Source organism: Mesorhizobium sp. M7A.F.Ca.MR.148.00.0.0 (genome assembly GCF_003997735.1).
GTDB lineage: Bacteria > Pseudomonadota > Alphaproteobacteria > Rhizobiales > Rhizobiaceae > Mesorhizobium.
Genome location: NZ_RZTB01000019.1, coordinates 64,095 through 81,985, shown reverse-complemented (window position 1 = coordinate 81,985; position 17,891 = coordinate 64,095). Strand labels below are relative to the sequence as shown.

Sequence of the window (17,891 nt, the reverse complement as noted above, 5' to 3'; positions counted from 1 at the left end):
CTTTTCAGACAGCGAAAGAGTTTTCGTCAAAGCCGACCTCCTCCCCGGCGATGACGAATAGGCCCGACCTTCACCTCCTCCCGAGGGTTGGCCACAAAAACGGCGCCCGCTGCACCTCCTCCCGCGGCGGGCGCTGTTTTCCCCGGAGTAAAACGAATTTTGCTCCAGAGGTTTCGCCCCTTCTAAAAATGGCGAAAGGAATTTCGTCAAAGCCGACCTCCTCCCCGGCGATGACGAATATGGTCGGCCTTCACCTCCTCCCGAGGGTCGACCCCAAAAACGACACCCGCCGGACCTCCTCCCCCGGCGGGTGTTGTCGTTTTCAGGAGGCGCTCCCATCAGCAGCTGTTTGCCGCGCACGGCAATTGCAATCGCCGCACCAAGCGATTATTCCGGCGCTCATGAGCAAAAACCCCATCCATATCATCGGCGGCGGCCTCGCCGGTTCCGAAGCCGCCTGGCAGGCAGCGCAGGCCGGCGTTCCGGTCATCCTGCATGAAATGCGGCCCGTTCGCGGCACCGATGCACACAAGACCGACAGCCTGGCCGAGCTCGTCTGTTCCAATTCCTTCCGCTCCGACGATGCCGACAACAACGCAGTCGGCCTGTTGCATGCCGAAATGCGGCTGGCCGGCTCGTTGATCATGAGCGCCGGCGACGCCAACCAGGTTCCGGCCGGCGGCGCGCTGGCCGTCGATCGCGACGGGTTCGCCGACGCAGTGACGAAAAAGCTCGAAGCACACCCGCTGATCACCATCCAGCGCGAGGAAGTGCCTGGTCTGCCGCCGGCGGATTGGGACCAGGCGATCGTCGCCACGGGCCCATTGACCGCCCCCGGGCTTGCCCAGTCGATCGCGGAAGCGACCGGCGCCGATGCGCTCGCCTTCTTCGACGCCATCGCGCCAATCGTCCATTTCGACACGATCGACATGGATACCTGCTGGTTCCAGTCGCGCTACGACAAGGTCGGGCCAGGCGGCACCGGCAAGGACTACATCAATTGTCCTATGGACAAGGACCAGTACCTTGCCTTCGTGCAAGCGCTGGTCGACGGCCAGAAAACCGAATTCAAGCAATGGGAAGGCACGCCCTATTTCGACGGCTGCCTGCCGATCGAGATCATGGCCGAGCGCGGCGTCGAGACGCTGCGCTACGGGCCGATGAAACCGATGGGGCTGACCAACGCGCACAATCCGACCGTAAAGGCCTATGCCGTGGTGCAGCTGCGGCAGGACAATGCGCTGGGCACGCTCTACAACATGGTCGGTTTCCAGACCAAGTTGAAGCATGCCGAGCAGGTGCGCGTGTTCCGCACCATACCGGGTCTCGAAAACGCCGATTTCGCCCGCCTCGGCGGCCTGCACCGCAACACCTACATCAACTCGCCGACCTTGCTGGACGCTTCGCTGCAACTGAAGTCGCGGCCCGGCCTGCGTTTCGCCGGCCAGATCACCGGCTGCGAAGGCTATGTCGAAAGTGCCGCGATCGGTCTGCTTGCCGGCCGCTTCGCCGCAGCCGAGCGTCTCGGCCACTCACCGTCCCTGCCGCCGCTGACCACGGCCTTCGGCGCCCTGCTCAACCACATCACCGGCGGGCACATCGTGTCCGACGATGAGCCGGGCAAGCGCTCCTTCCAGCCGATGAACGTCAATTTCGGCCTGTTCCCGCCCGTCGAAGCCCCGAAGACCGAGGGCAAACGCATGCGCGGCAAGGACAAGACTGTTGCCAAAAGGCACGCCATCACCTCGCGCGCGCGCGCTGATTGCAGGGAGTGGCTGGGGTTGGCTGCGCAAACGGCCGAAGCCGCGGAATAGACGACTTCGCATTCTGATTGGATCTTATGTATAAAGTAGGATAATATTCTACTTTATACATAAGAGAGGCATCCATGGAACCCGCCGAGAAACTGTCGGTCACCGTCACGCCCGCTATGGCGCGCATGATCCGGGAGAAGGTCGAAGACGGCTCCTTCGGTTCGGCCAGTGAAGTCATCCGTGCAGCCCTTCGCGCCTTCCAGCGCGAAGAAGAGGAACATGCAGAGCGTATGGCGTCGATCAGAGCGCGGGTGAAGGCGTCGATCGAGGACACAAGGCCGGGCTATTCGGGGGAAAAGGTTCGCGACCATCTTAGGGAGCTCGCCGCTCAATATTCGAGCCGCGGCGATGATTCAGCGGCTTGAGATTGAATACGGCGAAAATGCCAGAAATGATCTGGCCGAGATTTTCAGACATATCGTCGACGCCGGCGGAAGCGTTGAGGTTGCGCTGAAGTTTACTTTGCGCATTGAAGACCGCTGCCAGAATATCGGCAATGCACCACGCAGCGGTCGTTCCCGCGATGATATCCTGCCAGGATTGCGAACAGTTCCATTCGAGCACTCTGCAGTCATCGCTTACATCGTCGACGATAACTTCGTCCGCATCGTCAACATCTTCTATGGCGGTCGCGACTATGAGACGCTGATGCGCGACGGCAGGTCGCACTAACCATCCTGAGGCGACAAGTTACTCGGCCGGCTCGACACCAGCTATCGGCAACCCCGGCTTGCCGGCCTCATCAGGATTTCTCCTGACATAGGCGGCCTTCAGGCTTTCCGACGTCTCGCGCGAGCCGTCATGGCTCCAGCCCGGCGGCTTGATCAGATAGTTCAGGCGATCGCTCAAGGTCAGGCTAGGCGCAAAGGCGTCCCGGAACATGCCGATCCATTCATGGAATGCCACTTTCAGCGGATTGAAGGTGCCGAGGTTCCTGACGATGCCGTAGCGCGGCCGGTCCTCGTCCAGTTCCCCGACGAAGGTGCCGAATATGCGGTCCCAGATGATCAGCGTGCCGGCATAATTGGCGTCGAGGTAGCGCGGATTGGTGGCGTGGTGGACGCGGTGGTGCGAAGGCGTGTTGAAGACGAACTCGAACCAGCCCCACATCTTGCCGATGGTCTCGGTGTGAATCCAGAATTGCCAGACCAGGTTGAAGCCGAAGGTGAAGGCAATCGCCGCCGGGTGGAAACCGAGCAGCACCAGCGGCGCCTGCAAAACGAACATGAAGGTGAACAGGCCGGTCCAGCTTTGCCGCAGCGCCGTCGACAGATTGTAGTGCTGGCTGGAATGGTGGTTGACGTGCTCGGCCCACACCCAGCGCACCCGGTGCGCGATGCGGTGATAGACGTAGTAGCGCAAATCATCGAGCAGGAAGGCGGCCAGGAACACCCAGACCGAGAGGCCGAGATCGAAGACGCGGAATTGCCAGAGCCACAGCAGTGCCCAGTAGGACACGACGCCAAGCAGCAGCCCGGCAACGACATTGCCGGTGCCCATCATCAGGCTGGTCAAGGTGTCGCGCGTTTCGAACGAACCTCTGGCGCGGCCGGTGCGCACCAGCCAAAGTTCGACCAGGATCGCGACAACAAAGAACGGGATGGCCAGTTGGGTGACTTGCGGGAAATTATAGCTGTCCATCACGCGGCCTCCGCAGTGGAATTCGAACGTTGCGGCTCAAGGCTTCCAGCAGGCCCTGCGCATCCGTTGAGCTGGCAAAGTGGAAGCGGCCGCCCTTCCAGGTAAAATCGGCGAGCCGGAACGAGACCGTGTTCGCATCTTCGGTGTTCAAAACCGCGACATCCTGAGGCGTGACGATGCGGGTCAAAAAGCAATCGCCGATGCCGTGAACGATGCCGATGCGCCCTCGCCCGATATCCAGAAACGCAGTCCTGGCATCCGCTGTCAGGCGGACTACCGTCGCGATCTCGTCGGGAAAATCCTCAGCGAATCGGCTCACCGCGCGATTGGCACTGCTGAGCGTCGCTATCTTGCTGCCGCCGGTGAAATGCACCGCCGCAACCGACAGCGCGATGCCGAAGGTAACGATCGCCACCAATATGGGTAAGCTCATTCATCTCCTCCGGGCCGGCCTGTTGTCTTCGGCAACAGTTTGGCGCGGGGGACGTCTTAACACGATTGACGTTTACGTCAAAGCGCAGGCCAGCCCTTGCTCGCGCGACGCAGCAGCAGCCAATGCCGGCGCAAGGCCGACAGCCGCGCCACGCCTTCGAGCGGCGAACCATTCTCCATCTTGCCGAGGTAGGCACGTGACAGGGCGAGCGGCAGGAATGCCGGACGCAGCGAGACAGGCAAGGTCGGTGCGCCTTGCTCGAAGGCGGAAAGATGTTCCCGTGCCAGCGCCATCATCGCCGCCACCGCGCGTTTGGCGCCGGGTCCGCCATCACCAGCAATGAATTCTTCCGGCGACGATCCCGCCGCCGCCAAAATATCGGCCGGGACAAAACACTGTCCGCGCCGGCGATGCAGCGGCAACAGCAGCAACAGGCCGGTCATCGCCTGCGCACAGCCTGCCCTGCCCGCCAGATCGGCAAAGCGCGGCGCCCCGACGGGATCGAGCACCATCGCCGCAAGCTGGATGATCGCGGCAGCAGTCTCGCCGCAATAGCCTTCCAGGTCAGTGCGCGACGGCATCGGGTCGTCATAGAGGTCGAAGATGCGTGCATCGAGCATGTTCTCGAAGGCCGGCTTCGGCAGGCCGAACGTCGCTATCGTGGCGTTCAAGGCTTCGGCTGTGGGATGGCCGGCGCCCGCTTCTCCGCCAGCGGCAATGACATCGCGCCACCATTGCAGCCTCACCTCGCCCGGCAGCGCTTCATGGATGCGATCGCGGATTCCTGCGATCTCGGCATTGAAGGCGTAGAGCGAAAACAGCGCGTCGCGCTTGTCGTCGGGCGCGTAGAGCGCGGTCAGATAGCGGTCATGGTCGGCGGCGCGCACCGCGTCCGTGACGATTTTGGCATTCTGGGACATGTCAATCGACGGCGATGAGCGCGGCGGCCACGGCGCGCTCTTCCGCCAGAAGGACATTGTAGGTCCGTACCGCGGCACCGGTCGACATCGGGTCGGACGCAATGCCGGCAGCCTTCAGCGCGGCTCGCAGTGCGGCGGGCAATGGCCGGAGATCCCTGCCCATGCCGACCAGCAGGATCTCGACCTTGCCGGCCTCAGCCAGCAGCTTGTCGAAATCCGCCACCGTCAGCACCAGAGGATCAGCCGGTTCCCAGCCATGGATGCCGGATGGCAGGCACATGAGCGAACCGCGATGCGACATGTCGGCAAAGCGGAACCCGCCATTGCCATAGGCTTCGATCGGCGCGCGGCCCGGAAAATGCGCCTCGCGGATGACGATGCCTTTGCCGGTCACCGCTATACCCCTTCGGGGCGGCGCGTCAGGTCGCGACCGCCTTGCCGCCATTGACCGGCTTCTCCTCGTCGGCCGAAGCCTGCGGCCTCAGCTTGAACAGGATCAGCAGCGGTGCGGCGATGAAGATAGACGAATAGGTGCCGAAGACGACGCCGAACAGCATGGCCATCGTAAACGAGCGGATCACCTCGCCGCCGAACAGCACCAGCGCCAGCAGCGCCAGGATCGTCGTCACCGAAGTCAGCGTCGTTCTCGACAGCGTCTCGTTGATGGCGTTGTTCAACAGCTGCGGCAGCGGCATGCGCTTGTATTTTCGCAAATCCTCTCGAACACGGTCATAGACCACGATCGTATCGTTCAGCGAATAGCCGATGATCGTCAGGATCGCCGCCAGCGATGACTGGTTGAACTCCAGTCCGGTGATGACGAAGAAGCCGAGCGTCATGACCACATCGTGCACAGTCGCCACGATGGCGCCGACCGCGAACTGCCATTCGAAGCGGAACCAGACATACACCAGGATGCCAAGCAGCGCGATCAGCATGGCGATCGTGCCTTGCTTGGCAAGCTCGCCAGAAACGGTCGGTCCGACCACTTCGACGCGGCGGAAATCGTAATTGTCCTGCAGCTCGCCACGCACCTTGTCGATGACGGTCTGCTCGGCATTCTCGCCACCATCCTGCGTCCCGACGCGGATCAGCACGTCGTTCGGCGTACCGAACTGCTGCACCTGAACTTCGCCGATGTTGAGCTCGGTCAGCCGCGCACGGAGGTCGGCGAGGTCGGCATTGCCGCTCTTGGCCTGCACCTCGATCAGCGAACCGCCCTTGAAGTCGATGCCGTAATTGATGCCAACGGTCATGAACAGCACCACCGACAGGATCGACAGTGCGCTGGAGAGCGTAAAGGTCCAGCGACGGATGCCCATGAAGGGGATCTTGGTGCCGGGTGGAACGAAAGTCACCGGCGCCTTCGGCAATTCCTTCGGGCGAGCCCGGCGCAGCCAGATCGAGACCAGCAGGCGGGTGAAGGTGAAGGCGGTGAAGACCGTGGTCAGGATGCCGATGGCGTAGGTGATGGCAAAGCCCTTCACCGGCCCGGTACCGAGATAGAACAGCACTACGGTGGCGATCAGCGAAGTGATGTTGGAATCGACGATGGTCGCTAGCGCCTTGGTGAAACCGGTATCGATCGCCTGGATCACAGAGCGGCCGGCGCGTCGCTCCTCGCGAATACGTTCATAGATCAGCACGTTGGAATCGACCGCCATGCCGATGGTCAGTACGATACCGGCGATACCAGGCAAGGTCAGCGTAGCGCCAAGCAACGAGAGCACGCCGACGATCATCGCCACGTGCACCGCCAGCGCGATGTTGGCGAGGAAGCCGAGGAAGCCGTAGCCGACGAACATGAAGGCGACGACGAGGATAGAACCGATGATGCCGGCGACCTTGCCGGCATGGATCGAATCCTGGCCAAGGCCCGGACCCACCGTGCGTTCTTCGATGACCGTCAGCGTTGCGGGCAACGCACCGGCGCGCAGCAGCACCGCAAGGTCATTGGCGCTCTGGGCGGTGAAATTGCCGGAAATCTGGCCGGTGCCGCCGAGGATCGGCTCGCGGATCTGCGGCGCCGATATCACCTGATTGTCGAGGATAATGGCGAACAGCTTGCCGACGTTCTGCGCCGTGGCCTGACCGAAGCGCGCCGCCCCTTTCGAATCGAAGCGGAACGACACCACCGGCTCGTTGTTCTGCGAATTGTATGTCGCCTGTGCGTCAACGAGGTTTTCGCCCGAGACGATGACGCGATTTTCGATCAGATACGGAACCGGCGGATCGTCCTGCGAATACAGCACCGACGAGCCGGCGGGCGGACGGCCATTGAGCGCGTCCTGCACCGGCATCGACTGGTCGACCATCTGGAAGGTCAGCTTGGCGGTCTGGCCGAGGATTTCTTTCAGTCTCTGCGGGTCCTGAAGACCCGGCACCTGGACAAGGATACGGTCGTCGCCCTGCCGCTGCACGATCGGTTCGGTGGTGCCGAGTTCGTTGACGCGGCGTTCGACCACCTCGATCGACTGCGTCAGCGCGGTCGACGTGCGGTATTTGATGCCGGCGTCGGTGACGTTGAACTTGAGCAGGCCGGGCTCGGAATCGTCGAGCGTCATTTCCTGGACGGAGCCGCCGGTGAACAGGCCGGCAGCGACCGGATCGGTCAGCGTCTTCAGCGCCGTCTTGGCGGCATCGATCTGGGCGGGATCGGTGATGCGGACCTGCAGGGTCCGCCCCGTGCCGGCAAGGCCGGTATAGCCGATCTTGGCGTCGCGTAGCAGCGTGCGGATCTCGTCGCGCGTCGTCTCCAGCCGATCCTTGATCAGATCGTTCTGGTTCATTTCCAGCAGGATGTGCGAACCACCCTGCAGGTCGAGGCCGAGCGTCATCTGCCGCTTCGGCACCCAGCTGGGCAATTGCGCCAGCGTGCTGGCGGAGAACAGGTTGGGCGCGGCGAGGATCACTGTGATGGCCACGGCCACCCAGATCAGGATCATCTTGAAGCGCGAAAAATACAGCATATGGCGTCGTCCGTCAGAGCGTGTCCGCGGATCGCTCCGCCTAAAATTGGATTATTTCTTGGCGTTTTGGTTGGCCACCGGCTCGCCCTTGACGCGCACATCGGCGATCGTCGAGCGCAGCGCCGTCACCTTCAAGCCGTTACCGAGGTCGATCTCGAGCTCGTTGTCGTCGATCACCTTGGTCACCTTGCCGACGAAGCCGCCGCCGGTGACGACCGTGTCGCCGCGACGGACAGCCGCCAGCATCTCGCCGCGCTTCTTCAGCTGCGTGCGCTGCGGCCTGATGATCAGAAAATACATGATCACGAAAATCAGGACAAAGGGCAAAATGCTGATGAACATGTCGGGAGAAGCGCCGACGCCTTGGGCGTATGCCGGTGTCACGAACATCGAGGTACTCCTGATTTTTGAAAACAGCAGCCAATTTGGCGGCCCTTGAAATTTGGCCGGAATATAGTCGGTAAAGTTGTCAATGCAACTGCGCGGCCGGCCAAATCGGCTGCTTTTACGGCCTGTTGAGCCGTGTTAGAGCATGATCGCGAAAAGCGCGAGCCGGTTTTCTCAGACAAACGGAAACCGTTTGCCAGAGATCACGCTCGAACAAAAGGTTGCCACCGGTTTTGGATCAGAGGGAATCGGGCACGTTCACGCTCCCAAATGTCGAAACCGCGAAACAAAAGACAGACATGACCGACAGCAGCATTGAAGCCCTGAACCAGAAACTCGACCGGCTGATCGAGGCGGTGAGCCGCCTCGCCCCGCCGCCGGTGCCCCAAACCGACCTCGGCGAGGCCGATTGCTTCGTCTGGCAGGCCGATCCGGGCTATCTGGAGCCGGTGCGCAGGGTTAACCGCGTCGACATCGGCCTGATCCGTGGCGTCGACCGTGTCCGCGACATCCTTGTCGACAACACCGAACGCTTCGCCGCCGGGTATCCGGCCAACAATGTGTTGTTGTGGGGCGCGCGCGGCATGGGCAAATCGTCGCTGGTCAAGGCCGTGCATGCCGAGATCAACGCCAAGACCAAGTCCGACCTGCCGCTGAAGCTGATCGAAATTCACCGCGAGGACATCGACACGCTGCCGAAGCTGATGGGCCTGCTCAAGGCGGCCCCCTTCCGCTTCATCCTGTTTTGCGACGACCTCTCCTTCGACCATGACGACACCTCCTACAAATCGCTAAAGGCAGCGCTCGAAGGCGGCGTCGAGGGTCGGCCAGTCAATGTCATCTTCTATGCCACTTCGAACCGCCGGCATCTTTTGCCCCGCGACATGATCGACAATGAGCGCTCGACCGCCATCAACCCGTCCGAGGCGGTGGAGGAAAAGGTGTCGCTGTCCGATCGCTTCGGGCTGTGGCTCGGCTTCCACAAATGTTCGCAGGACGAATATCTCGACATGATCGACGGCTATATCAGGCACCATGGCCTTGTCATGGATTCCGACCAACTGCGCGCCGAAGCACTGGAATGGGCGACCACCCGCGGCAGCCGCTCGGGCCGCGTCGCCTGGCAGTTCACCCAGGACCTGGCTGGACGGCTCGGCAAACCGCTGAAGGACTGACACGTTGGGTGGCGTCGCCAACGCCATCCAATGACAAGATCATTTGGGCTGCGCCCGGCGCAAATCACGCGGCGTTTGGCCGATCTCGCGGCGCATCCAGTGCGCCAGATGTGACTGGTGCGCAAAGCCCGTCAATTCCGCCACCTCGCTTGTGCTGAGATCGCCTCGCTCCAGCAAGGCGCGTGCGCGTTCGACGCGACGTCGCACCACGTAGCGGTGCAGGGTGACGCCCGTCGCCGCCTTGAACCAAGCCCGCAAGTGCGAGCTGCTCGCCCCGGCAACTCGGCTCAATCGCTGGATTGAAAGGGGCTCGTGCAAGCCAGCTTCGATATGCTCCAACACGCGCTTGAGCTGGGCATCTGACAACCGGTTTGTTCGCTCGACATCGGAATTCTCAAGACCGAGCAACCTCACCGCCAGAGCGGCGCCAATGCTGTCGGCAAACAAAGATCCACTCGGTGAGTTTGCGCCGAGATCGCTTTCGAGTGCACGGGCGAGATGTTGGATGCGCTGATCACGAAGCAGATGACGTGTGTCGAGCGGCAACGCGCGCGCCTTGCCACCTAGCTCAGCCGCCACCCTTTCCATCAGGGCTGGTTGTAACGCGATCTCGATCGTGTCGAACGGGGTTTCGGTCTCGAAGCCGCCCTCTTGGCCAGCGGGCACCAGGTCAATATCGCCAGCGCGCCTCACGAAATATCGACCAACCTCATTGCAGTAGGAACGCGTCGCCGCGCTTGCATGCACCATGATGCGATGATGGGCCGCCCTGGAGAGACGATGGACGCCCGCTTCGATATGCCAGAAGGCCATTGTGACGTCGGGCGGAAATCGGGCCGGAACAGACTGCGAATGCATGCTCTCTCGCTTCCTGGCAAAACCTGTCCAAGAATTGGCAATTCCCGCGCGATTTTCAATGCCGGGGACATGTACCTACGCCTCTCCATCGAGCTTGGACGAGAGGTTAGCCATGAGTTTTTATGTAGTTGTCGGAGCAGGCCCGGTCGGGCACGAGACCGCGCGCCTTCTGGGCGAAGAAGGACATGACGTCGTTCTCACGAGCCGGAGTGTCGGCTCAAACGCGTTGCGGAACGTCCGGGCGGTGCAGGCCGATGCCACCGATGCCGTTGAACTGGCGCGTATCTGCCGAAACGCCGACGCCATTTTCATGTGTGCCATGGCCGCCTATCACCGGTGGCCGACCGACTTCTTTCCAATCATCGACGGCACCGTGCGTGCCGCGGAAGCGGTCGGCGCGAAGCTTGTGGTTCTCGGAAACCTCTATGGCTATGGGAAACATGCCGATAGTCCGCTTCACTCCGACCTGTCTCTGGATCCGACGTCGAAGAAAGGGACCGCCCGCACGATCATGTGGCAACGGGCGGTCCGTGCGGACGTGCCGGCAGTCGAAGTGCGGTCCAGCGATTATCTTGGACATGGCGCGATCAGCTCTTTCTCACTGGTCGCGCTGCCCTCCATAATCGAGGGGAAACCGACTGCTTTCATTGGAAACCTCGACGCGACTCATGCCTGGTCCTTCACGAAGGACGTGGCCAGGACGCTGGTCGCCGCTTCCCGCTACACGGCCGAATGGCGACGGGCGTTCCATGTTCCATCGCAACACGCCTCACCCCGGGAACTCATCCTGACGACGGCGGCAATGCTTCACCGTGAAATTCCAGAAACACGTTCCTATTCCATCCCCGAAATGGAAGCATTGGGCATGCATGAACTCATCGAGATGAGCTATCTCTTCGACAATCCCTTGCTGGTCGATTCCTCCGACGCGGAGACGCTTCTCGGAATCAAGGCCAGCGGCCTTGACGTCATGATCGCCGACACTCTGCGTGATCATCTTTGAAGCTTGAAGACTGGCGCGTCGCGTTGAAACTGAAAAAGCCCGCTCCTTTCGGAACGGGCTGAGCCGGCGGGCCGGACTGGAGGTCAGACGGCCCGCAAATTGCTTTTTTTCTTCTATTCGAGGTAACCCGAGGGATCGACCGGGGCCGAGTTCTTGCGCACTTCGAAGTGCAGCTTCGGCGAGTCCGTCGTGCCGCTCATGCCCGACAGCGCGATTTCCTGGCCGCGCTTGACCTTCTGGCCGCGCTGCACCTCGATCGAGCTGGCGTGGCCGTAGACGGTGACTAGGCCATTCTCGTGGCGCACCAGCACCGTGTTGCCGAATTCCTTGAGGCCGTCGCCGGCATAGATGACGACACCGTTCTCGGCTGCCTTGACCGGTGTGCCCGAGGGCACGGCGATGTCGACGCCGTCTTTGCCGGAGCCGAAACCGGAGATCACGCGACCGCGCACCGGCCAGCGCATCTTGCCGATGCCGGTGGCGTCAGGCGCGACGGCATCGTCGGCCTCGGCCTGCTGGATGACCTTCGAATCCTTCTTCGGCGGCGTGTAGGACGCCAGCGTTTCCGACGGCGTGGTCTTTGCCGCGGGCTGCGTCGTGGCCGTCGTCACCGGATCGACCTTGGCCGGCTTGGCGGCGGCGACGGTCGCGGTTCCGCCGGCGGGCACCTTCAGGGTCTGGCCGATCTTGAGCAAGCCATCCTGCATGCCGTTGGCCTGCTTGATGGCAACGACTCCGACACCGGTTTTCCTGGCAATCGAGGAAAGCGTGTCGCCCGACTGAACCGTATAGGTGCCAGCTGCATTGGTCGCCCTGGCCGCGGCTACCTGCGGCTTGGGCTCCTTGGGCTGGCTCGCGGCGGCCGACGTGTCGACCTGAGCGGTGGATTTGCCCTCCCTAGGCTTCGGCTGCTGCGGCAGGACGGCGACTTTGTCCGGCGCAGTGGCCGGCAGGTTGTGCTTGGTGTCTTTCGCCGGCTTGGCATCCGCGAGCTTCGGCTCGCTCTTGCTCGAATAGGCGTAGGCCGGGATGACCAGCTTCTGGCCGGTCTTCAGCCCCTTGGTCGCGCTCAGCCCGTTGACCTTCATGATCACGTCGGACGGCACCTTGTAGCGCTGCGCCAGGCCGCCGATCGTTTCGCCGTCCCTGACGACGATCTCGGTTGCGTGCGGAGTGCCGGAAGCAGCCACGCGGGGTTCGTCAGGTTGCGAAACCTTGAAAGGCGATGCCACTGGGGCGACGGTGCCGGTCGTGGTCCTGTCGACATGCGGTGCGGGGGCCAATGCGGTGCGCACCGGCTTCGATACCGGCGCCACTTCGGGAGCCTGGGCAACGGGCGGCGGCAGCGGCCGCGTCGAGACCGGATCGAGGCTGGAGCGACTGACCGACTGTGTATGGCTACCATCGATCGGAGCGGCGGCGACATCGCCCGGATAGGGCTGCTGTACGGCATCCTGCTTGTTGATGATGGTGCGCTGATTGTTGGTCGAGGATGTAAAGACGTCGTCGACGCCATTGAACCGCGAAACCTGGGAACTGCACCCCGCAGCAGCACCCGCGACCATCAGTATGGCGCAGCCTCGCGCCAGATTGCGACCGCTTGTCTTCAAAACACTGAGTTGCATCGCACTAACCCGCACATACCCGGTACAAACTAGGCATGATTAAAGCGCGTTAATGTTACTCGACGGTTAACCCCATGGAATCCGGCGCAATTTTTCTTAAAATATTAGAGAGCGAGCCCAGGGGAGATTTTCAGGTCATGCCGGCCGGGGTCGAAGACGCACCCGACGCGGCGCGGCCTGATCATCGGCATACGCGCTAGATGATAGCGGCGACACCGCGCAGGATCGGCTGCAGGCGAACGAGGCCGATGTCTTCACGCTCGAAGCGGCTGCCGACCTTGGTCAGCTTGGCCAGCACCTGTTCGCCCTCTTCGGGGCCGATCGGCGCGATGACGATGCCGCCACTCGACAATTGGTCCAGCAGGAAACGCGGCAGGCTGTCGAAGGACGCCCATGCAACGATGCGATCGAACGGCCCTTCATTCGGCAGGCCACCGGAACCATCGGCGTGGCGCACGATAACATTGCCGATGCCGAGCGCCTCGAAGCGCTGCCTGGCCTGCTCGGCGAGCGTCTTGTAGCGATCGGTGGTGATGACCCGCGCCGCCAGCCGCGACATCACCGCCGAGGTGTAGCCCGAACCGGTACCGATCTCGAGCACGCGGTTGCCCTGCTCGATAGCGAGCGCCGCGATCACCGCCGCCTGCATATCGGCACCTTCGATCGCCTCGCCGCATTCGATCGGCAGCATACGGTCCGACCAGGCGATCTGATGGAACTGGGCCGCCAGGAAGCCGCGCCGCGGCGTCGCCTCGAAGGCCGCGATCAGCGCTTTCGGCACAGTCCCCCGACCGCGCAGACGCAGCAGAAAGGCAGCAAAACCTTCACGGTCATCGATCGGGAGGCCCTGGTTCATGCAAGCGCCTTGCTCAATTGGTCACGGATTTCATGCGCGGTCAGATCGAGCTGCAGCGGCGTCACCGACACCAGCCTGTTGCGCAAGGCGTAGAGATCGGTGCCTTGCTTGCCTTCGACCGGCTCGCCGCCGAAGCGCAGCCAGTAGTATGGCAGGCCGCGCCCGTCGCGGCGCTCGTCGACCCACAGGGAGTGCACGAGCTTGCCTTGCGTGGTGACCACCGTGCCGGCGACCTCTTCGGGCGTGCAATTGGGAAAATTGACGTTGAGCAGCACGCCGTCCGGCAACGGCGTCGCGACAAGTTTCTTCAGCAGCGCCGGCGCCAGCACCTCTGTCGTCTCGTAGGGCACGACGCGATCTTCGCCGACATAGCTGTAGCCCTGGCTGAGCGCGATCGAGCGGATACCGAGCAGCGCGCCTTCCATGGCGCCGGCGACGGTGCCCGAATAGGTGACGTCATCGGCGATATTGGCGCCCGAATTGATGCCGGACAGGATCAGGTCGGGTGCGCCAGGCAGGATTTTCTTGACGCCCATGATGACGCAATCCGTCGGCGTGCCGCGCACGGCAAAATGCTTCTCGCCGATCTTGCGCAGCCGCAGCGGCTCCGAGATCGACAGCGAATGCGCGTAGCCGGACTGGTCCTGCTCGGGCGCCACCACCCAGACATCGTCGGACAGCGTGCGCGCGACGCGTTCGAGCGACGCCAGGCCCTCGGCATGAATGCCGTCGTCATTGGTCAGGAGGATACGCATTATTTCGCTTCGATCTTTTCCAGGCCGCCCATGTAAGGCCGCAGCACTTCAGGAATGGTTACGCTGCCATCCTCGTTCTGGTAGTTTTCGATGACGGCGATGAGCGCGCGGCCAATGGCTGTGCCCGAGCCGTTGAGGGTGTGGACGAAGCGGTTGCCCTTGCCGTCTCTGTCCTTGTAGCGCGCGTCCATGCGGCGCGCCTGGAAATCGCCGCACACCGAGCAGGACGAGATCTCACGATAGGCGTTCTGGCCGGGCAACCAGACCTCGATATCGTAGGTCTTGCGCGCGCCAAAGCCCATGTCGCCGGTGCACAGCGTCATGGTGCGGAACGGCAGGCCGAGCCGCTTCAGCACTTCCTCGGCGCATTGCGTCATCCGCTCGTGCTCGGCAAGTGACGACTCCTGATCGGTGATCGACACCAGCTCGACCTTGTAGAACTGATGCTGGCGCAGCATGCCGCGCGTGTCGCGCCCGGCCGAACCCGCTTCCGAGCGGAAGCACGGCGTCAGCGCGGTATAGCGCAGCGGCAGTTTTTCATGCGCGGTGATTTCTTCACGCACAAGGTTGGTGAGTGGGACCTCGGCGGTGGGAATCAGGCCAAGCCTGCCCTCCCCGTGCGGCGCGAAGAACAGATCTTCCTCGAACTTCGGCAATTGGTTGGTGCCGAACAGAACATCGTCCTTGACCATCAACGGCGGGATGACTTCTTCGTAGCCATGTTCGGTCGTATGCAGGTCCAGCATGAACTGGCCGAGCGCACGTTCCATCCGGGCCAGTCCGCTTTTCAGCACCGTAAAGCGCGAGCCCGACAGCTTTGCCGCGCGCTCGAAATCCATCATGCCGAGCGCTTCGCCGATCTCAAAGTGCTCCTTCACCCAGTTCGGCCGCGTCGGCACCTTGCCGACGAGGTGCTTGACGACATTGTCGTGCTCGTCCTTGCCGACAGGCACGTCGTCGAACGGCACGTTGGGAAGCACTGCCAGCGCATCGGTCAGCGCCTTGTCGAGCTCGCGTTCGCGCGCCTCGCCGTTCTGGATGAAGACCTTGATCTCGCCGACTTCGGCTTTCAGCTTCTCGGCCAAGGCGGCATCGCCCGAACGCATGGCGTTGCCGATCTCCTTCGACGCGGCATTGCGGCGCTCCTGCTTGGTCTGCAGCTCGGTGACGTGCTCGCGCCGGGCCTCGTCCGAGGCGATCAGCCCGTCGACCATGGACTGCGCCTCACCGGCCGACCACGAGCGCTTCACCAGCGCCTCGACAAGGGCCTTCGGGTTGTCGCGAATCCATTTGATGTCAAGCATGGTTTGAAACGCTCCTGGGTAGCATGTCGCCCAAAAGTGCACAGCGATTTGGGACAACGACATGCTCAAAACAAAACTGAAACGCATCGCTTTGAGCGCGATGCGTTTCAGCCAGAGGGCGTAAACCGCATCCGAGATCGATGCAAGAGGACGGGGCGACGACTGTGTTTTTCCGCCGCTGCAGCCGCTCTGTCGCCTATGAGGAGGCAGGTGCCGGGGGCTCGTCCGGTGCTTTGTCCGCCACCTCTTCCGCCGCGTCCTGCTTCTCGCGTGCCACGCGCTGCTTTTCCCGATCGCGCTCGATCAGCCGGGCAGCCCAGATGGACACCTCGTAGAGAAGGATGGTCGGGATGGCCAGGCCGATCTGACTCATCGGATCGGGCGGCGTCAGTATCGCCGCGACGACGAAGGCAATGACGATCGCCCATTTGCGCTTCTCGGCCAGTCCCTTGGACGAGAGCATGCCGACCCGTGTCATCAGGCTGGTCACCACCGGCAGCTGGAACACCAGGCCGAAGGAGAAGATCAGCGTCATGATCAGGCTGAGATATTCCGACACTTTCGGCAGCAGCGAAATCTGCACCTGATCGTCGGTGCCGGCCTGCTGCATGGCGAGGAAGAACCACATCACCATCGGCGTGAAGAAGAAATAGACCAGCGATGCGCCCATCAGGAACAGGATCGGCGATGCGATCAGGAACGGCAGGAAGGCGTTGCGCTCGTTCTTGTACAGGCCGGGCGCGATGAACTTGTAGATCTGCGTGGCGATCAGCGGAAAGGCGATCACCATGCCGCCGAACATGGCGAGCTTGACCTGGGTGAAGAAGAATTCCTGCGGCGCCGTGTAGATCAGCTCGACCTTGTGCGGATCGAGCCCTGCCCATTGCGTCGCCCATTTGAACGGCACGACCAGGAGGTTGAACAGTTTCTTGGCGAAGAAGAAACAGACCAGGAAGGCAACGAAGAAGCCGCCCAGCGACCAGATCAGCCGCCGGCGCAACTCGATCAGATGCTCCATCAGCGGCGCCGACGATTTCTCGATCTCGTCCTTTTCGGTGTCCGAAACGCTCACTTGGCGGCTCCAGCCGTCTTCTTGGCCACCGGCTTCTTCACCGCTGCAAGCTTCGGTTCGGCTTTCGCCCCCATCTTGGTCGCTACAGTCTTGGTCGCCACGGCTTTGGCCGCGACAGCCTTGGCCTCAGCGGGCGTCTTGGCCCTGGGCGCTTCAGGCTGTGCCGCCGTCATGGCCTTCGCCTGCGTCTTGGACGCAGACGCTGCCTTCGCGGCAACCTTTGCACCATTTGCCGAAGCTTTTGCAGCCGGCGTCGCTTTTGCCGGCGCAGGCTTGGTTGGTTTCTTCGCCGCCGACGCCTTCGGCGCCGCAACGCGTTCCGCCGGCGCCGACGAGGTCACCACCGATTCGTCGGTCATTGCCGGAAAAACCGGCGCTGCTGGCGCTGCTTCCGGCCCGTTGACGCCAGGCATGGTCGTTGCACCGTTCTTCAACGGCTCGGCCGCTTGCGGGGTCGAAGCGACAGAGCTTGCCGGATCGGCTGCCGGCTTCGGCTTCATCGCCGCATCGACGCCGGAGCGAACGTCGGCCGCGGCCTGTTCGAACGGATTGAGCTGCTTCCTGATCTCAGCCATCGGGCTCATGCCCCTGAGCTCGTCGACGGACTTCTTGACGTCGTCGAGCTCGGCTTCCTTCAGCGCCTCGTTGAACTGTTTCTGGAAATCGGACGCCATGGCGCGCAGCTTCGCCGTCGTGCGGCCGAAGGTGCGCAGCATATTGGGCAAATCCTTGGGTCCGACGACCACGATCATGACGATCGCGATGACCAGCATTTCGGTCCAGCCGACTTCAAACATGGCACTCTGTTCCGACTAGAACCTTGGGCTCAGCTCTTGCTGGCTTTTTCCTTCGCGGCCGCAACGGTCTCGTCGGCACGATGTTCGACGGTGCGCTTGTCTTCGGCAACCTCGTCGTCGGCCATGCCCTTCTTGAAGCTCTTGATACCCTTGGCCATATCGCCCATCAGCTCGGGAATCTTGCCGCGGCCGAACACCAAAAGCACGATCACCAGCACGATCAGCCAATGCCAAATCGAAAATGAACCCATAGCAAATCTCTCTCGAATGTTTTCCCTGGCG

19 protein-coding genes are annotated in these 17,891 nt (G+C 62.3%); 5 read left to right on the top strand and 14 right to left on the bottom strand.

Going from position 1 to position 17,891, the window contains the following annotated elements:
* Positions 1-401 precede the first annotated feature (401 nt).
* The 3 genes from trmFO to EOB49_RS10295 all read left to right on the top strand — a co-directional run bounded on the left by trmFO (position 402) and on the right by EOB49_RS10295 (position 2,486).
* Positions 402-1,814, top strand: a complete 1,413-nt coding sequence (gene trmFO, locus EOB49_RS10305) for a methylenetetrahydrofolate--tRNA-(uracil(54)-C(5))-methyltransferase (FADH(2)-oxidizing) TrmFO (protein ID WP_127380890.1) — start codon at positions 402-404, stop codon at positions 1,812-1,814.
* Positions 1,815-1,888: 74 nt separating this feature from the next.
* Complete coding sequence (locus tag EOB49_RS10300; RefSeq protein WP_127380889.1) at positions 1,889-2,179, top strand: type II toxin-antitoxin system ParD family antitoxin; 291 nt, start codon at positions 1,889-1,891, stop codon at positions 2,177-2,179.
* Positions 2,163-2,486, top strand: coding sequence for a type II toxin-antitoxin system RelE/ParE family toxin (locus tag EOB49_RS10295; RefSeq protein ID WP_127329489.1), 324 nt, complete (start codon positions 2,163-2,165; stop codon positions 2,484-2,486). Before EOB49_RS10300 ends, EOB49_RS10295 begins: the two co-directional genes overlap by 17 nt.
* An 18-nt stretch (positions 2,487-2,504) precedes the next feature.
* On the opposite strand, the gene EOB49_RS10290 is transcribed toward EOB49_RS10295, so the two are convergent.
* The 6 genes from EOB49_RS10290 to yajC form a co-directional block, all read right to left on the bottom strand.
* On the bottom strand, positions 2,505-3,455 hold the full coding sequence (locus EOB49_RS10290) for a sterol desaturase family protein (RefSeq protein ID WP_206523080.1): 951 nt from the start codon (positions 3,453-3,455) through the stop codon (positions 2,505-2,507).
* Complete coding sequence (locus EOB49_RS10285) at positions 3,442-3,888, bottom strand: hypothetical protein (protein ID WP_127380888.1); 447 nt, start codon at positions 3,886-3,888, stop codon at positions 3,442-3,444. Before EOB49_RS10285 ends, EOB49_RS10290 begins: the two co-directional genes overlap by 14 nt.
* A 77-nt stretch (positions 3,889-3,965) precedes the next feature.
* On the bottom strand, positions 3,966-4,808 hold the full coding sequence (locus EOB49_RS10280) for a phytoene/squalene synthase family protein (RefSeq protein ID WP_127321635.1): 843 nt from the start codon (positions 4,806-4,808) through the stop codon (positions 3,966-3,968).
* Between the two features lies 1 nt (position 4,809).
* Positions 4,810-5,253: an Mth938-like domain-containing protein gene (locus EOB49_RS10275; RefSeq protein ID WP_164748856.1), complete on the bottom strand. Its 444-nt coding sequence runs from the start codon at positions 5,251-5,253 to the stop codon at positions 4,810-4,812.
* Positions 5,228-7,777 (bottom strand): protein translocase subunit SecDF, encoded by a 2,550-nt coding sequence (secDF, locus tag EOB49_RS10270; RefSeq protein WP_127380887.1) that lies wholly within the window; start codon positions 7,775-7,777, stop codon positions 5,228-5,230. Before secDF ends, EOB49_RS10275 begins: the two co-directional genes overlap by 26 nt.
* A gap of 51 nt (positions 7,778-7,828) precedes the next feature.
* Entirely contained in the window at positions 7,829-8,167 is a 339-nt protein-coding gene (yajC, locus tag EOB49_RS10265) for a preprotein translocase subunit YajC (protein WP_127270542.1), read from the bottom strand.
* Positions 8,168-8,463: 296 nt separating this feature from the next.
* Here yajC and EOB49_RS10260 point away from each other — a divergent pair, with 296 nt between their 5' ends.
* Positions 8,464-9,339 carry an ATP-binding protein gene (locus EOB49_RS10260; protein WP_127380886.1) on the top strand — a complete coding sequence of 292 codons (876 nt, stop codon included), beginning with the start codon at positions 8,464-8,466 and terminating at the stop codon, positions 9,337-9,339.
* Positions 9,340-9,378: 39 nt separating this feature from the next.
* Here the strand turns inward: EOB49_RS10260 and EOB49_RS10255 are convergent, their stop codons facing one another.
* The gene (locus EOB49_RS10255; RefSeq protein WP_127380885.1) at positions 9,379-10,197 is read right to left on the bottom strand and encodes an AraC family transcriptional regulator; all 819 of its coding nucleotides are present in this window, start codon (positions 10,195-10,197) and stop codon (positions 9,379-9,381) included.
* A gap of 112 nt (positions 10,198-10,309) precedes the next feature.
* On the opposite strand from EOB49_RS10255, the gene EOB49_RS10250 reads away from it, so the two are divergent.
* A complete protein-coding gene (locus tag EOB49_RS10250) occupies positions 10,310-11,200 on the top strand; it encodes an NAD-dependent epimerase/dehydratase family protein (protein WP_127380884.1) in 891 nt (296 codons plus the stop codon).
* Between the two features lie 113 nt (positions 11,201-11,313).
* On the opposite strand, the gene EOB49_RS10245 is transcribed toward EOB49_RS10250, so the two are convergent.
* The 7 genes from EOB49_RS10245 to EOB49_RS10215 all read right to left on the bottom strand — a co-directional run bounded on the left by EOB49_RS10245 (position 11,314) and on the right by EOB49_RS10215 (position 17,860).
* On the bottom strand, positions 11,314-12,825 hold the full coding sequence (locus tag EOB49_RS10245; RefSeq protein WP_127380883.1) for a peptidoglycan DD-metalloendopeptidase family protein: 1,512 nt from the start codon (positions 12,823-12,825) through the stop codon (positions 11,314-11,316).
* Between the two features lie 196 nt (positions 12,826-13,021).
* Complete coding sequence (locus EOB49_RS10240; protein ID WP_127380882.1) at positions 13,022-13,681, bottom strand: protein-L-isoaspartate(D-aspartate) O-methyltransferase; 660 nt, start codon at positions 13,679-13,681, stop codon at positions 13,022-13,024.
* Positions 13,678-14,436, bottom strand: a complete 759-nt coding sequence (gene surE, locus EOB49_RS10235; RefSeq protein WP_023812184.1) for a 5'/3'-nucleotidase SurE — start codon at positions 14,434-14,436, stop codon at positions 13,678-13,680. Before surE ends, EOB49_RS10240 begins: the two co-directional genes overlap by 4 nt.
* Positions 14,436-15,740 (bottom strand): serine--tRNA ligase, encoded by a 1,305-nt coding sequence (gene serS, locus EOB49_RS10230; protein WP_127380881.1) that lies wholly within the window; start codon positions 15,738-15,740, stop codon positions 14,436-14,438. Before serS ends, surE begins: the two co-directional genes overlap by 1 nt.
* 196 nt (positions 15,741-15,936) lie before the next feature.
* The gene (gene tatC / locus EOB49_RS10225; RefSeq protein WP_127320714.1) at positions 15,937-16,812 is read right to left on the bottom strand and encodes a twin-arginine translocase subunit TatC; all 876 of its coding nucleotides are present in this window, start codon (positions 16,810-16,812) and stop codon (positions 15,937-15,939) included.
* Positions 16,809-17,609, bottom strand: a complete 801-nt coding sequence (tatB, locus tag EOB49_RS10220; protein ID WP_127320713.1) for a Sec-independent protein translocase protein TatB — start codon at positions 17,607-17,609, stop codon at positions 16,809-16,811. The genes tatC and tatB overlap by 4 nt, the downstream gene beginning before the upstream one ends.
* 29 nt (positions 17,610-17,638) lie before the next feature.
* Positions 17,639-17,860, bottom strand: coding sequence for a twin-arginine translocase TatA/TatE family subunit (locus EOB49_RS10215; RefSeq protein WP_023812188.1), 222 nt, complete (start codon positions 17,858-17,860; stop codon positions 17,639-17,641).
* Between the last annotated feature and the right edge of the window lie 31 nt (positions 17,861-17,891).

Coding starts and splice junctions, on each gene's coding strand:
- tatB (WP_127320713.1), bottom strand. CDS start 17,609: ATGTTTGAAGTCGGCTGGACCGAAATGCTGGTCATCGCGATCGTCATG.
- EOB49_RS10215 (WP_023812188.1), bottom strand. CDS start 17,860: ATGGGTTCATTTTCGATTTGGCATTGGCTGATCGTGCTGGTGATCGTG.
- EOB49_RS10245 (WP_127380883.1), bottom strand. CDS start 12,825: ATGCAACTCAGTGTTTTGAAGACAAGCGGTCGCAATCTGGCGCGAGGC.
- EOB49_RS10275 (WP_164748856.1), bottom strand. CDS start 5,253: ATGGCGGCAAGGCGGTCGCGACCTGACGCGCCGCCCCGAAGGGGTATA.
- EOB49_RS10300 (WP_127380889.1), top strand. CDS start 1,889: ATGGAACCCGCCGAGAAACTGTCGGTCACCGTCACGCCCGCTATGGCG.
- EOB49_RS10250 (WP_127380884.1), top strand. CDS start 10,310: ATGAGTTTTTATGTAGTTGTCGGAGCAGGCCCGGTCGGGCACGAGACC.
- EOB49_RS10255 (WP_127380885.1), bottom strand. CDS start 10,197: ATGCATTCGCAGTCTGTTCCGGCCCGATTTCCGCCCGACGTCACAATG.
- yajC (WP_127270542.1), bottom strand. CDS start 8,167: ATGTTCGTGACACCGGCATACGCCCAAGGCGTCGGCGCTTCTCCCGAC.
- EOB49_RS10240 (WP_127380882.1), bottom strand. CDS start 13,681: ATGAACCAGGGCCTCCCGATCGATGACCGTGAAGGTTTTGCTGCCTTT.
- EOB49_RS10295 (WP_127329489.1), top strand. CDS start 2,163: ATGATTCAGCGGCTTGAGATTGAATACGGCGAAAATGCCAGAAATGAT.
- EOB49_RS10280 (WP_127321635.1), bottom strand. CDS start 4,808: ATGTCCCAGAATGCCAAAATCGTCACGGACGCGGTGCGCGCCGCCGAC.
- EOB49_RS10260 (WP_127380886.1), top strand. CDS start 8,464: ATGACCGACAGCAGCATTGAAGCCCTGAACCAGAAACTCGACCGGCTG.
- EOB49_RS10285 (WP_127380888.1), bottom strand. CDS start 3,888: ATGAGCTTACCCATATTGGTGGCGATCGTTACCTTCGGCATCGCGCTG.
- surE (WP_023812184.1), bottom strand. CDS start 14,436: ATGCGTATCCTCCTGACCAATGACGACGGCATTCATGCCGAGGGCCTG.
- serS (WP_127380881.1), bottom strand. CDS start 15,740: ATGCTTGACATCAAATGGATTCGCGACAACCCGAAGGCCCTTGTCGAG.
- EOB49_RS10290 (WP_206523080.1), bottom strand. CDS start 3,455: ATGGACAGCTATAATTTCCCGCAAGTCACCCAACTGGCCATCCCGTTC.
- secDF (WP_127380887.1), bottom strand. CDS start 7,777: ATGCTGTATTTTTCGCGCTTCAAGATGATCCTGATCTGGGTGGCCGTG.
- trmFO (WP_127380890.1), top strand. CDS start 402: ATGAGCAAAAACCCCATCCATATCATCGGCGGCGGCCTCGCCGGTTCC.